Source organism: Streptomyces cathayae (assembly GCF_029760955.1).
Classification (GTDB): Bacteria; Actinomycetota; Actinomycetes; order Streptomycetales; family Streptomycetaceae; genus Streptomyces; species Streptomyces cathayae.
On record NZ_CP121682.1, the window covers coordinates 6,609,129 to 6,621,939 of the forward strand.

A 12,811-nucleotide genomic window follows, 5' to 3' on the forward strand; every position below is an offset into this window, starting at 1 on the left:
GTGGCCCCGGGTGGGGCCGGGCGCTCAGTAGACAACGGCTTCAGGTCGACTCGCAGCCGGCGGGTCCCAGGTCGGACCGAAGGGCGCCGGGCCCCCATCCGCCGTACACCGCCGCCCGGGGCCTTCTCCACGGGGGAAGGCCCGTTCCCACTCGATCTTCGGAAATTAACACCATCATATGAACGTCATGCCATGTCGGTGCAGGCTGTGACCACTATGGTGGGACCCTGAACATGACATGAAGGGGCAGTTGTGGACGACGGCGAGGGGACCCGCGCGGCGGAAGCCCAGGGGAGGACTTTCGGCCCGCTCGGCACGGCCTTGGTGATCATCCCGACCTACAACGAGGCGGAGAACATCAAGGCGATCGTCGGCCGGGTGCGCAAGGCCGTTCCCGAGGCTCACGTTCTCGTGGCCGACGACAACAGCCCCGACGGCACCGGCAGGCTCGCCGACGAGCTGGCCGCCACGGACGACCACGTCCAGGTACTGCACCGCAAGGGCAAGGAGGGCCTGGGCGCCGCGTACCTCGCGGGCTTCCGCTGGGGCGCGGAGCGCGACTACGGCGTACTCGTCGAGATGGACGCGGACGGCTCTCACCAGCCCGAGGAACTGCCCCGTCTGCTGACCGCACTCAAGGGTGCCGACCTGGTGCTCGGTTCGCGCTGGGTGCCCGGCGGCCGGGTGGTCAACTGGCCCAAGTCCCGTGAGTACATCTCGCGCGGGGGCAGCCTCTACTCGCGGGTGGCGCTCGATCTGCCGCTGCGCGACATCACCGGCGGCTTCCGCGCGTTCCGCCGCGAGACCCTGGAGGGCCTGGGTCTGGACGACGTCGCCTCCCAGGGCTACTGCTTCCAGGTCGACCTCGCCCGTCGTGCGGTCAAGGCCGGCTACCACGTCGTCGAGGTGCCCATCACCTTCGTCGAGCGGGAACTCGGCGACTCGAAGATGAGCCGCGACATCGTCGTCGAGGCGTTGTGGCGGGTCACCGCGTGGGGCGTGGGGGACAGGGTCGGCAAGGTCCTGGGACGTGAGGACGCCGGACGGACCGGGCGGTCGCAGCGGGCCGAGGAGACGAAGCAGGGCGGATAGGCGGCAGGGCCCGCCGGGCGGACGGGCGGGCCGCGGGTGCGTTCACCGCCCCGAGGGCCCGCCGGGCCCGCTTATCCCGTGCTGAGCAGGGGCCAGGCACACTGGGAGCATGACGACTGGCGCTCAGACCCCGAACCCCGTCCGGCCCCGGCGCTCCCGGCTGCGCACCGTTCTGCCGCTCGGCGTCGCCGCGTGGCTGGTGCTGGAGATCTGGCTGCTCACGGTCCTCGCCGGAGCGTCGAACGGGCTGGTGGTCTTCCTGGTGCTGCTGGCCGGCCTGGTGCTCGGCTCGGTGGTGATCAAGCGAGCCGGCCGACGCGCCTTCAAGAACCTCACCGAGACGCTGCAGCAGCAACAGGGCGGCGTGCTGCCCGAGCCCCGGCCGAACAGCGAGGGCAACGGCCTGATGATGCTGGGCGGGCTGCTGCTGATCATCCCGGGCCTGGTCTCCGACGCGGCCGGTCTGCTGCTGCTGGTGCCCCCGGTCCAGAAGGCCGTGAGCCGCCACGCCGAGCGCACCTTCGAGCGCAAGCTGCGCGAGGCCGCCCAGGGCTCCCTGGGCGGTGCCTTCCAGCAGGTGCGTATCCACCGGCCCGACGGCAAGGTGGTCCAGGGCGAGGTGATCAGGGACGAGCGCGGTACCCCGCCGGGCGACTTCCCGCAGGAGCCCCGGCCGCCGCTCCCACGCTGAGGACCGAGCCGGACGCACATGGACCGCGGGCGCCGTACCAACTGGTACGGCGCCCGCGGTCCATGTGCTGCTGTGCGCTGTGCTCCCGCACGATCATCCGTCGGGATCAAGCCGACTTTCGGCTGTCCCGGGGGTGAACCGCGATGTTCATCGCACCGGAGCGCAGAACGGCGAGACGCTCCTCGAGGACCTCTTCGAGTTCCTCACGGGTGCGTCGCTCCATCAGCATGTCCCAATGCGTACGTGCGGGCTTGGCCTTCTTCTCCTCGGGGCCGTCGCCGTCCACCAGGAGTGCCTGGGCACCGCAGACCTTGCACTCCCACTCCGGCGGGATCTCCGCCTCGACCGAGAAGGGCATCTCGAAGCGGTGCCCCTTCTCGCATGCGTACTCCACGGCCTGGCGTGGTGCCAGGTCGATGCCGCGGTCCGTCTCGTAGCTGGTCACCACGAGGCGCGTGCCGCGAAGAGCTCGCTCACTCATGAATCGTGCCTCCCGGGCTTGTCGCCCACAGGACAGGTGTCGCTGTCGTCGTCATCCGGTCAACGTCCGGTCGGCGGTAAAGATTCCCGTTCCGGGCCATGTGTCGCCGTCGTAGCCGCAGCCTTGTCAACCAGTGCAGTACCCACCGGCGCCTGGTTTGTCACATCTAATGACAGATGCAACACGGCGTTTCGGCATCTTTGACGCGCAGTAACGGTACACCTGGCAGGCCAAACGCGTACACTACAGCCCTTTCGCGCCGAGTGCTAAATCTTCTCCGGAACGGGGTTCCCCGCGGCGGCGACCGCCCGGCGTACCGGAACCCGCGCGAGCAGCGCGAAACCGAGGACGAAGAAGACCACCAGCGAGATGATCGCGTCCCGGTAGCTGCCCGTCAGCTGGTAGGTGAGTCCGAACAGCAGCGGACCGAGCCAGCTCATCCCGCGATCGCTCAGCTCGTACGCCGAGAAGTACTCGGCCTCCTTGCCGGGCGGTACGAGGTGGGAGAACAGCGACCGGGACAGGGCCTGGCTGCCGCCGAGGACCAGGCCGATCCCGGCGGCCAGGACGAAGAACCACACCGGCTCCCCGGCGGGCAGGAAGTACCCGGCGGCCAGCGTCAGCGTCCAGGCGACCAGTGAGCCGAGGATCGTGTGCTTCGCCCCGTGCATCCGGGCCAGCCGGCCCAGCGCCAGCGCGCCGACCACCGCCAGTACCTGGACCAGCAGCACGGCGACGATGAGTGTGGACTGCCCGAGCCCCAACTCCTTCGAGCCGTAGACCGAGGCCTGCGAGATCACCGTCTGGATGCCGTCGTTGTAGACCAGGTACGCCAGCAGGAAGGCGAGCGTGAGCGGGTGGCGCCGCATGTCGCGGACGGTCGCCGCGAGCTGCCGGAAACCGGACAGGGCGGACGACGCCTCCCGAGCGGGGGCACGGCGGTCGCGCAGCCGCCGCAGCGGCACCAGGGTGAAGGCACCCCACCACAGACCCGCCGACGCCAGGCAGATACGGACCGCCATGCCCTCGGAGAGTCCGAAAGCGTCATGGGCGGAGTAGAGGATCAGGTTGGCGACGAGGACCAGGGCGCCCGCCGCGTAGCCGAAGGCCCAGCCCCGCGAGGAGACCGCGTCGCGTTCCTGGGGAGTGGCGATCTGCGGCAGGTAGGAGTTGTAGAGCATCATCGCCACGGACTGCGCCGCGTTCGCCACGACCAGCAGGGCGCCGCCCAGCAGATAGCGCTCGCCGTCGAGGAGGAACATGCACGCCGTGGCGGCGGCTCCCGTGTAGGCGGCGGCCGCGAGGAGCGGCTTCTTGCGGCCGGTGCGGTCGGCGGCGGCCCCCACCAGCGGCATCACGAGCACCGCCAGGATCACCGACAGGGACACCGAGTACGCGAAGAACGACCCGGCGCGCACCGGAACGCCGAACGGATGCACGAACCCGTCCGCGTCCGCCGCGGCCTCGGCGACCGACGTCAGATAGGGGCCGAGGAACACCGTGAGCACGCTCGTGGAGTACACGGAGCACGCCCAGTCGTAGAAGTACCAGCCGCGCTGCTCGTACCGTCGGCCGGCCGCCTCGTCCGCTGCCGGTGATCGCACGGTGCCGTCGCCCACCCGTGCCCTCGCTTCCCCGTGAACGCGCTCGGTGTTCGGGCGGGGCCTCAGACCCACAGGCCGCGGTCCTCCATGACCGTGCGCAGTATGTCGATGTGATCGGTCATGATGCCATCCACCCCCAGGTCCAGGAGCCGGTGCATCCGCTCGGGTTCGTTGACCGTCCACACGTGCACCTGGAGCCCGTGCGCGTGGGCGGTGCGCACGAAGCGGTGATCCACCACCGGGACGCCGGACTGGGCCTCCGGGACCTGGGCGGCGACGGCCGACCGGCGCACCGCGGCCGGCAGCCCCCACGAGCGCAGCCGCAGACTCAGCACCCCCCGCGTGCCGTACGACGTCGCGAGGCGGGGCCCGGCCAGCCGCTGGGCGCGCACCACGCGGGCCTCGGAGAAGGAGCCGAGGCAGACCCGGTCCCAGGCGTCCGTCCGCTCGATCAGGTCCAGGAAGGGCAGGAGAGCCGGCTCGGCCTTGACGTCGACGTTCCACCGCACCTCGGGGAAGGCGGCCAGCAGTTCCTCGAAGAGGGGCACCGGCTCCCGGCCCGCCACGCGCGCCTGCCGCACGTCCCGCCACGGCAGGTCGGCGATCCGGCCCGCCCCGTCCGTCACCCGGTCCAGGGTCGCGTCGTGGAACGCGACGAGCCGGCCGTCCCGCGTGACATGGACGTCCGTCTCGATGTAGCGGTAACCCGCCTCGACGGCGCACCGGAACTGGCGTGCGGTGTTCTCCAGTCCGTCCGCCGCCCCGCCGCGGTGGGCGAACGCGATCGGGCCGGGATGGTCGAGGTAGGGGTGGCGTATCCGTGAGGTCACGGACGCAGTATCACCCCGTGCGGTTGACCGGTGGCAACGGCCGTGGGGCCGGTGGATGCCGAGGGGACGGCGAACACCCGCAGGAAGAGCTGGGCGAGCGGACCGATCGTCACCGCGTACAGGAGGGTCGCCACGCCCACGGTGCCGCCGAGGGCGAAGCCCGTGGCGACCACCGCGACCTCGATGGCCGTACGCACCAGCCGGACCGACACCCCCGTGCGCTGGTTCAGGCCCGTCATCAGCCCGTCGCGCGGGCCCGGCCCGAAGCGCGCCGCGATGTACAGCCCGGTCGCCGCGCCGTTCAGCACGATCCCGGCCACCGTCATCGGTGCGCGCAGGGCCATGCCGTGTGCCTCGGGCACCACGGCCAGGGTCGCGTCCATGGCGGCGCCGATCACCAGGACGTTGGAGACCGTGCCGAGTCCCGGGCGCTGGCGCAGGGGGATCCACAGCAGCAGCACCGCCGCGCCCAGGGCGGTCACCACCAGGCCCATCGACAGGCCCGTCCGCTCGGACAGGCCCTGGTGCAGCACGTTCCACGGCTCCAGGCCGAGCCCGGACCTGACCAGCAGCGCCGAGCTCGCGCCGTACAGCGCCAGCCCGGTGTAGAGCTGGAACAGGCGCCGTGCGAGATACCTGTGCCGGGGCGATCGGCTGGACAGGGCATGCCCCCCGTAGTGGAAGTGGACTGACCCGTGACACCCTGTGGCGGGAAGGGGGATGCCATCCATGGCCAATTCGAGGAAGGTGGACTGATTCAGATGGTGCAGTGGACCTCGGCGGTGGGTACGGCGCAGCTCGCCCGGCTGCTCCACTCCCAGCAGGACCGGCCGGCCGGCCCCGGCACCCGCCGCCCGCCCGCCTACCGGGCCCTGGCCGACGGGATCCGGCTGCTGGTGCTCGAGGGGCGCGTCCCGGTGGCCGCCCGGCTGCCCGCCGAGCGGGAACTGGCCCTGGCCCTGTCCGTCAGCCGCACCACCGTCGCCGCCGCCTACGAGGCGCTGCGCGGCGAGGGCTTCCTGGGGTCACGGCGCGGCGCCGGCAGCTGGACCGCCGTGCCGGCCGGAAACCCGGTGCCCGCGCGGGGACTGGAACCGCTGCCCCCCGAGGCCCTCGGCTCGATGATCGACCTCGGCTGCGCCGCCCTGCCCGCACCCGAACCCTGGCTCACCCGCGCCGTACAGGGCGCCCTCGAGGAACTGCCGCCCTACGCGCACACCCACGGCGACTATCCGGCCGGACTGCCGGCGCTGCGCTCGACGATCGCCGACCGGTACACCGCGCGGGGCATCCCGACCATGCCCGAGCAGATCATGGTGACGACCGGGGCGATGGGCGCCATCGACGCCATCTGCCACCGCTTCGGAGGCCGCGGCGAGCGCATCGCCGTCGAGTCGCCGTCCTACGCCAACATCCTCCAGCTGATGCGGGAGGCCGGGGCCCGGCTGGTCCCCGTCGCCATGGCGGAGGGGCTGGCCGGCTGGGACCTGGACCGCTGGCGGCAGGTGCTGCGGGACGCGGCACCGCGCGTCGCGTACGTCGTCGCGGACTTCCACAACCCGACCGGCGCGCTCGCCGACGAGGACCAGCGCCGCCGGCTGGTGGACGCGGCGCGCTCGGCGGGAACGGTACTGGTCGCCGACGAGACCATGAGCGAACTCTGGCTCGATCCGGATGTGGAGATGCCGCGCCCCGTCTGCGCCTTCGACCCGGCCGGGTCGACGGTGGTCACGGTCGGCTCGGCGAGCAAGGCGTTCTGGGCCGGGCTGCGGATCGGCTGGGTGCGCGCGGCCCCCGACGTGATCCGCGGTCTCGTCGCCGCGCGCGCGTACGCCGACCTGGGCACGCCCGTACTGGAACAGCTCGCGGTGAACTGGCTGTTCGGCACGGACGGCTGGGAGCGGGCCGTGGAGATCCGGCGCGCGCAGGCCCGGGAGAACCGGGACGCGCTGGTCGGCGCGGTGCGCCGGGAGCTGCCCGACTGGGAGTTCGAGGTCCCGCGCGGCGGGCTCACCCTGTGGGTGCGTACCGGTGGGCTCTCGGGATCGCGGATCGCCGAGGCGGGGGAGCGGGTCGGGGTACGGGCGCCGTCGGGGCCGCGCTTCGGGGTCGACGGGGCGTTCGAGGGATATGTGCGACTGCCGTTCACCGTGGGCGGCGCGGTGGCCGAGGAGGCGGCGGTACGGCTGGCCGCGGCGGCACGGATCGTCGAGACCGGAGGGACGTCGGGGACGGAGGTGCCGCGTTCCTTCGTGGCGTAGCCACGGCGGACGGGCGGCACCTGCGCGCGGTGCCCCGGGGGAGGCCGGCGGTGTGCGGTGGGCGGTCAGGAGGATTCGGCGACGGCCGCCTCCGCGGGCACGGCGGCCTCGGGGTGCCGGTCGGCCGTCGCCGGGGCCGTGTCCGCGGAGGGCTCGTCGGCAGGGGCCTTGGACAGGAGGCCGGGTGCCGGCCGGGTGCGCCCGGGCGCCCGGGCCTTTGGTGCCGCGTCCGCCGTGGTCGTCCTGGCCGGGAGCAGGTCCAGTACCGCCTGCCGGTGGGCATCGCCGGTCGCGTCGTCGTACGGGTTCGGCGTGGCCGGCACCTGGAGCCGGTGGACCGGGCCCGTGCCCAGACGGGCGTAGCCACGGCCCGGGGGGACGTGTTCGACGGGTGTGGTGTGCGGGGGAGCGCCCAGGACGGCCGCCACCTGATCCGGTGTCGCGGGCCCGAGGACGACCCGCGCGCGGGTGTGCTGCCGCACCGCGTCGGTGAGGGCCTCCATGCTGTCGAGCTGATCGGCGACGACCACCGTGACGTTCACCGGGCGGCCGTGCCGTAGCGGGACCTGGAGCAGCGACTGGGGGTCCTCACGGCCGTCCGCGGCGGCCAGGTGCGTGAACGCGCTCGGGCGGTCCAGCAGAATCCAGAGCGGCCGCCTGGTGTCCGCGGGCGGCGGATCGCCCGCCTGGTGGGCCCGGTTGGTGGCGATCAGGCGGCGCTCCGTCTCGTGCGCGGCCCACTGAAGACTCGCCAGAGCTCCCGCCAGGCCGCACTCGACGGAGCGCACACCGTCCCGGCCGGTGAGGCACGCGTACTCACCGGTGCCGCCGCCGTCGATGATCACCACATCGCCGTGGACCAGCGCCTGCAGGGCGACGGAGCGCAGCAGCGTGGAGACACCGCTGCCGGGGTGCCCGGCCGCCAGCAGGTGGGGCTCGGTGGAGCGGACACCGGTGCGCCAGACGACGGGGGGAACGTCGCGCTGCTCCTCGCCGTGGGTGAGCGGCAGGGTCCGCCGCACCCAGGTGGGATCGGTGAAACCGAGGACCGTCTCGCCGGGGGACGTGACGAAGCGCTGGGCGGCGATGTCGGCGGGCAGCGGGGCGAGGACGCGGACCGTGAGCTGGTTGCCCTCCTCGTCCCAGGCGAAGTGGTATTCCCGGCCGCGCCCCGACTTGGCGGCGAGCAGATGCTCGATCCGGGCACGGGACTCCGGTTCGCCGTCGGTGTAGTACGCGGGATAGCTGATCAGTAGGTGGGTGATGCGACCGGTGCCGTCGAACTCGTACGCGGGGAAGGCGTTCTCCCACGCGCCGCCGTGGGTGTAGAGGGGATCGGGGTCCCCGGCGGACGAGAAGTACGGCACCAGGGCGTGGTACAGCGACCTCAGGCGTTTGACCTGCGACTCGTCGGGCCCGCCGGACCCGGCCGGGACGCGGTCCCGGCCCTGCCAGGCCGCCGCCGTCATCAGGGTGATGACGGCGAGCAGCGGACCGTACGGGAGGAGCGCCACGACCAGGACCACCGACGCCACCAGGAAGAGCAGCGCCCCGCGCCGCTCCTTGGGGGTGTCGAGCCACCTGCGCCGTCCGGCCGAGGCGAGCCGGCGCAGTCCGCGCATGATCGTGATGAGCGGATGCAGGACGTCCGTGGCGCTGTCGGCCGCCGTCCGGGCCAGCTCCCGGCTCCGGGCGAGCTGCGCGCCGCCGTTCCTCAGGATGCGGGGGAGGGGGCGCCGGGCCACTGCTGCCTCCAGTGTGTGCGGGTGGGTGAGGACGTGGGTGAGCGGTGGGTCAGAACCTGATTCCGCCGAGGAGGCCGGCCAGGCTTTCGCCACCCGCCTTGATGCTCGGCGCGATGGCCGTACTCGCCAGATAGAAGCCGAACAGCATGGCCACCACGGCGTGCAACGGCCTCAGGCCGTCCTTGCGGCAGAAGATGAAGAGGACGATGCCGAGCAGGACCACGCCTGAGATCGAGAGGATCATGTGAGTTCTCCTGGTTCGCGGGGACAGTCACCATGAGTACTTCCAGGATCACAGAATGTATCTATACGACAAAAGGTGCAACTGGGTTAATCGGCGTATGTTTCGCCCGGTCGGCGGACCGTTGCGGACCGTTTCCGACCCGGCGGACACGGGCTGGCGCATCCGGCTGGGTGCCCCGTGATCTTTACCTCCGACACGTCGGCTCATGTGCCGCGCGAGCCAGTACCCTGGCGATTCACCCGTACGGCTCTGCACCGCTCGCAGACGTACACCCTGTCCCCGATGTGCGGAGTGATCCGTGGTGAGAGGCGGCCCGGCCGACATGACTGAAGCCCCTGACCCCGAGGTCGTGGAGCTGGCGACCAGGATCTTCGATCTGGCCCGGCGCGGCCGGACCGAGGAGCTCGTGGCCTACGTCGACGCGGGTGTGCCTGCCGACCTCACCAATGACCGGGGCGACTCGCTCGTGATGCTCGCCGCCTACCACGGTCATGCCGCGACGGTCCGCGCGCTGCTGGAGCGCGGCGCCGACGCCGACCGGATCAACGACCGGGGGCAGACCCCGCTCGCCGGAGCCGCCTTCAAGGGTGAGACCGAGGTGGTCAAGGCCCTGCTGCACGGTGGTGCCGACCCTGCCGCAGGCGCTCCCTCGGCCGTCGACACGGCCCGGATGTTCGACCGCGCGGAACTGCTCGAACTGTTCGGTGAACACTGAACCGCGCAGAGGGCCGGAGCCGGACCGGGCGCTGAACCGGACGGTGCGCTGAGCGCTACCGGACGGTGTGCTGAGCGCTCCGGCCGGCGAGGACACGGGAACCGCGTAACCGCAGAACCGCGGGCCCGCAGAAACCGCAGAAACCGCGGAAACCACGGGAAACGGAGTAGGCGGTGCGAGGCCGCCGGAATTCGGTCGCGGCAGATGTGACCGCCGGGTCATCATGACGACGTGATTCACGGACGTGATGGCTGGGCAGGTGTTGCCGCACCGCGCGGGCCGTGACGCGGCCCGCTCGGGCCACCGACGAGAGGCAGAGGAAGATGGTCTACAGCAAGCAGGAAACGGCGGGCGCCCCGACGTGTTGGCACGCGGCCAGGTAATGCACGTCCCCGGTTGCGTCGACGCTTGATGTGAGGCTGTTTCCCATGTTCGATCCGGTCATAGCGCCCAGCGGTACGCTGCTCGGCCTGCTTCAGCGTGGCCGCGGCGACGGCACGCTGCACGCGCTCACCGCCCCGCGCTCCGAAACGCTCGCGGCACTGAACCACTGCGTGCTGCACGATCCGCGCCACGACTGGCAGGTGGAGAACCGCTCCCTCTACTACGCCCGCCTCTATCTCGATCTGCACGGCGAACTGGACGCGATCGAGGCGCACCTCTTCGAGGCCGAGGACCTCCTCGACACCGAGGAGTCACGCACCGGGCTCGCCCTCGCGGTCCTCGGGCACCTCGCCTCCTACGGCAGGCGGGACGCGCTCGTCCTGCTGCGCAGGTACGCCGCCCAGGGCTCCAACTGGGCCTGGGCCCTGGACGAACTCGCCCTCCGGGACGACGACGAGGGCCTGCGCGCCCTCGCCGTCCCGGTGCTCGCGCGGTTCAGCACCGACGCCGAGGGCGAGGCCGAACTGGCCGCCACCGTCCGTGACGCCTTCGAGCCGCGGCCCTGGCGCCTGTGGGCCGACGATCCACGCGAGTCCGTCGCCACACGCGTGCGCGGCGCCCAGGAGGCCGGCTGCTTCGACCGCTGGCAGCGGCAGATGCGCCCCACCGGCCCCCGTCCCGGGTGGAGCGTGCGGGCCGTCTTCGAGTGGGCCCAGCAGGGAGTCGAACGGGGCGCCGCCCTGCATGTCCCGGCCGCCCGATGCCTGAGCGCCGTGGCGGGTCCGGAGGACCGGCCCGAGATCGTCCGGGCCGCCGAGGACGGCACCGAGGGGGCCCGCTGCACGGCCCTGCGCTATCTCGCCGACGGCAACGACCCGGACGCCCTCACCCTGATCGAGGGCGCCGTGGCCACCGGGCCGGCGCCCGTCGTGGAGACCGCCGTCGACGCGTTCGAACGCATGCGCAGTCTCGCCGCCGTCGACCGCGCGCGCCGCTGGGCCCACCGGCCCGATGCCCTGGGCGCCGCCGCCGGCCGTGTCCTCGCCCTCCGGGGCGGCGCACAGGACCGGGACCTGGTCCTCGCCGCGCTGCGCGAGGCGGTACGGGGCGAGGGCCCCGACGCGACGGCCCTGTGGACCCTCGTCGACGGCGCCGGACGCCTGGGCATCGCCTGTGCCGCTCCCGTGCTCCGCCACATCTACCGGGAGACCGCCTCCTCCCATTTGCGCGGCCGGGCCGCCCGCGCACTCGCGGCCACCGATCCCTCCTTCGGCAGCGGCTTCGCCGTCGAGTGCCTCTGGGACTGCGAGGAGTCCACTCGCGAGATCGCCGCGCGGCACGCCGAGACCGGCGACGCCCGGGTCTTCGAGCGCCTGCGACGGCTCGCCGTCGACCCGGCCGAGGAGGCGGAGGTGCAGACCGCCGTACGCAGCCGGATCGGGCCCGGGGAGACCGTCGTGTGACCCGCCCGGGGCGCGCGGTGTGAACGCCGGACGACCCGCGGGACAGGAGCGCATGGCCGGCGTTCGACCCCTGTGGGTGTGCGACGCAACGCTCATGGGACGTTCCCCGGCCGGAAAGATCCACGTTGACGTGGCCACGTTCGGCGCGGCGAGAACACCCGTATGCGAGTCGTCATCGTGACCGAATCCTTTCCCCCTGACGTGAACGGCGTGGCTCACTGCGCGCTCCAGACCGCACGGCACCTCGTGGACCGCGGTCACAGCCCTGTTGTCGTCGCCCCCGCCGTCCCCACTGCCGCGGGCGACGAACCCGACGACCGGGCCCCGTGCCCCGTCGTCCGGATCCCCTCCCTCCCGCTCCCGGGCTACCCCCAGGTGCGCGTCGCACTCCCCAGCCGGCGTGTCACCACGGCGATCACCGAGCACCGGGCCGATCTCGTCCATCTGGCCAGCCCCTTCGTGCTCGGTGCGCGCGGCATGGCGGCGGCCTCGCGTCTCGGCCTGCCGGCCGTGGCCGTCTACCAGACCGACCTCGCCGGGTACGCCCGCACGTACATGGGCGCGGGCGAGGCCGCGGCCTGGCGCCGGATCCGGTCCGTGCACTCGGCCGCCGACCTCACCCTCGCCCCGTCCGGCGCCGCGCGGAGCGACCTTCAGGAGCACGGGATCCCCAGGGTCGAACTGTGGCCGCGCGGCGTGGACACCGTCCGTTTCCGGCCCGAACTGCGCAACGAGGCACTGCGCCGGGAACTCGCCCCGAACGGCGAGCTGATCGTCGGCTACGTCGGCCGGCTCGCCCCCGAGAAGCAGGTCGAGCTGCTGGCCGGGACGAGCACCCTGCCGGGAGTGCGGGTCGTCGTCGTGGGCGACGGCCCCAGCCGGGCGGGTCTGGAGCAGGCCATGCCCGGCGCGGTCTTCCTGGGACGGCGCACCGGTGACGAGCTCGCGAGGATCTTCGCCTCGCTGGACGTCTTCGCCCACACGGGACCGTTCGAGACCTTCTGCCAGACCGTGCAGGAGGCCATGGCGAGCGGCGTGCCCGTGGTCGCGCCCGCCGTGGGCGGCCCGCTGGACCTGGTCGCGCACGGGCGCACCGGGTTCCTGGTGCCGCCGTGCGACGCGGCCGCGGTACGGGACGCGGTGTGGTCCCTGGCCGCCGACCCCCGGCTGCGGGCCGCCTACGGGGCAGCGGGGCGCGCGACGGTCGAGGGCCGTACCTGGGCTGCCGTCGGGGACCGGCTGATCGGCTACTACACGGATGTGCTCGCCGGACGCAGAACGGCGGTGGCGGCGTGAACGGG

The 12,811-nt window shown here is 72.6% G+C and carries 12 protein-coding genes; 6 read left to right on the forward strand and 6 right to left on the reverse strand.

Translation table 11 applies throughout. The features are described from left to right. Positions 1–252: 252 nt before the first annotated feature. Together PYS65_RS30230 and fxsA are read left to right on the forward strand one after the other, a co-directional pair. Positions 253–1,092, forward strand: coding sequence for a polyprenol monophosphomannose synthase (locus PYS65_RS30230; protein WP_279337105.1), 840 nt, complete (start codon positions 253–255; stop codon positions 1,090–1,092). Between the two features lie 109 nt (positions 1,093–1,201). Beyond that, the gene (gene fxsA, locus PYS65_RS30235) at positions 1,202–1,783 is read left to right on the forward strand and encodes an FxsA family membrane protein (protein WP_279337106.1); all 582 of its coding nucleotides are present in this window, start codon (positions 1,202–1,204) and stop codon (positions 1,781–1,783) included. A gap of 106 nt (positions 1,784–1,889) precedes the next feature. On the opposite strand, the gene PYS65_RS30240 is transcribed toward fxsA, so the two are convergent. From PYS65_RS30240 to yczE, 4 genes are all read right to left on the reverse strand, one after another. Next, complete coding sequence (locus tag PYS65_RS30240; RefSeq protein WP_003977404.1) at positions 1,890–2,264, reverse strand: RNA polymerase-binding protein RbpA; 375 nt, start codon at positions 2,262–2,264, stop codon at positions 1,890–1,892. Positions 2,265–2,530: 266 nt separating this feature from the next. Further along, a complete protein-coding gene (locus PYS65_RS30245) occupies positions 2,531–3,883 on the reverse strand; it encodes an MFS transporter (RefSeq protein ID WP_279337107.1) in 1,353 nt (450 codons plus the stop codon). Positions 3,884–3,930: 47 nt separating this feature from the next. Next, positions 3,931–4,698 carry a glycerophosphodiester phosphodiesterase family protein gene (locus tag PYS65_RS30250; protein WP_279337108.1) on the reverse strand — a complete coding sequence of 256 codons (768 nt, stop codon included), beginning with the start codon at positions 4,696–4,698 and terminating at the stop codon, positions 3,931–3,933. After that, positions 4,695–5,429: a membrane protein YczE gene (gene yczE / locus PYS65_RS30255; protein WP_279338126.1), complete on the reverse strand. Its 735-nt coding sequence runs from the start codon at positions 5,427–5,429 to the stop codon at positions 4,695–4,697. Before yczE ends, PYS65_RS30250 begins: the two co-directional genes overlap by 4 nt. Before the next feature lie 30 nt (positions 5,430–5,459). Here yczE and PYS65_RS30260 point away from each other — a divergent pair, with 30 nt between their 5' ends. Then, entirely contained in the window at positions 5,460–6,959 is a 1,500-nt protein-coding gene (locus PYS65_RS30260) for an SCO1417 family PLP biosynthesis transcription factor (RefSeq protein ID WP_279337109.1), read from the forward strand. A gap of 65 nt (positions 6,960–7,024) precedes the next feature. On the opposite strand, the gene PYS65_RS30265 is transcribed toward PYS65_RS30260, so the two are convergent. Beyond that, positions 7,025–8,704 carry a hypothetical protein gene (locus PYS65_RS30265; protein WP_279337110.1) on the reverse strand — a complete coding sequence of 560 codons (1,680 nt, stop codon included), beginning with the start codon at positions 8,702–8,704 and terminating at the stop codon, positions 7,025–7,027. A gap of 49 nt (positions 8,705–8,753) precedes the next feature. Continuing rightward, positions 8,754–8,948 (reverse strand): hypothetical protein, encoded by a 195-nt coding sequence (locus PYS65_RS30270; protein ID WP_279337111.1) that lies wholly within the window; start codon positions 8,946–8,948, stop codon positions 8,754–8,756. A 322-nt stretch (positions 8,949–9,270) separates the two neighbouring features. Here PYS65_RS30270 and PYS65_RS30275 point away from each other — a divergent pair, with 322 nt between their 5' ends. The 3 genes from PYS65_RS30275 to PYS65_RS30285 all read left to right on the forward strand — a co-directional run bounded on the left by PYS65_RS30275 (position 9,271) and on the right by PYS65_RS30285 (position 12,806). After that, positions 9,271–9,663 (forward strand): ankyrin repeat domain-containing protein, encoded by a 393-nt coding sequence (locus tag PYS65_RS30275; protein ID WP_279337112.1) that lies wholly within the window; start codon positions 9,271–9,273, stop codon positions 9,661–9,663. Between the two features lie 428 nt (positions 9,664–10,091). Next, positions 10,092–11,510, forward strand: a complete 1,419-nt coding sequence (locus PYS65_RS30280; protein WP_279337113.1) for a serine/threonine-protein kinase — start codon at positions 10,092–10,094, stop codon at positions 11,508–11,510. A 162-nt stretch (positions 11,511–11,672) separates the two neighbouring features. Next, positions 11,673–12,806, forward strand: coding sequence for a glycosyltransferase family 4 protein (locus PYS65_RS30285; protein WP_279337114.1), 1,134 nt, complete (start codon positions 11,673–11,675; stop codon positions 12,804–12,806). Positions 12,807–12,811 lie beyond the last annotated feature (5 nt).

Excerpts from the sequence above, each read along its gene's own strand:
- PYS65_RS30270 (WP_279337111.1), bottom strand. The coding sequence starts at position 8,948 with ATGATCCTCTCGATCTCAGGCGTGGTCCTGCTCGGCATCGTCCTCTTC.
- PYS65_RS30285 (WP_279337114.1), top strand. The coding sequence starts at position 11,673 with ATGCGAGTCGTCATCGTGACCGAATCCTTTCCCCCTGACGTGAACGGC.
- PYS65_RS30260 (WP_279337109.1), top strand. The coding sequence starts at position 5,460 with ATGGTGCAGTGGACCTCGGCGGTGGGTACGGCGCAGCTCGCCCGGCTG.
- PYS65_RS30280 (WP_279337113.1), top strand. The coding sequence starts at position 10,092 with ATGTTCGATCCGGTCATAGCGCCCAGCGGTACGCTGCTCGGCCTGCTT.
- PYS65_RS30275 (WP_279337112.1), top strand. The coding sequence starts at position 9,271 with ATGACTGAAGCCCCTGACCCCGAGGTCGTGGAGCTGGCGACCAGGATC.
- fxsA (WP_279337106.1), top strand. The coding sequence starts at position 1,202 with ATGACGACTGGCGCTCAGACCCCGAACCCCGTCCGGCCCCGGCGCTCC.
- PYS65_RS30240 (WP_003977404.1), bottom strand. The coding sequence starts at position 2,264 with ATGAGTGAGCGAGCTCTTCGCGGCACGCGCCTCGTGGTGACCAGCTAC.
- yczE (WP_279338126.1), bottom strand. The coding sequence starts at position 5,429 with ATGGATGGCATCCCCCTTCCCGCCACAGGGTGTCACGGGTCAGTCCAC.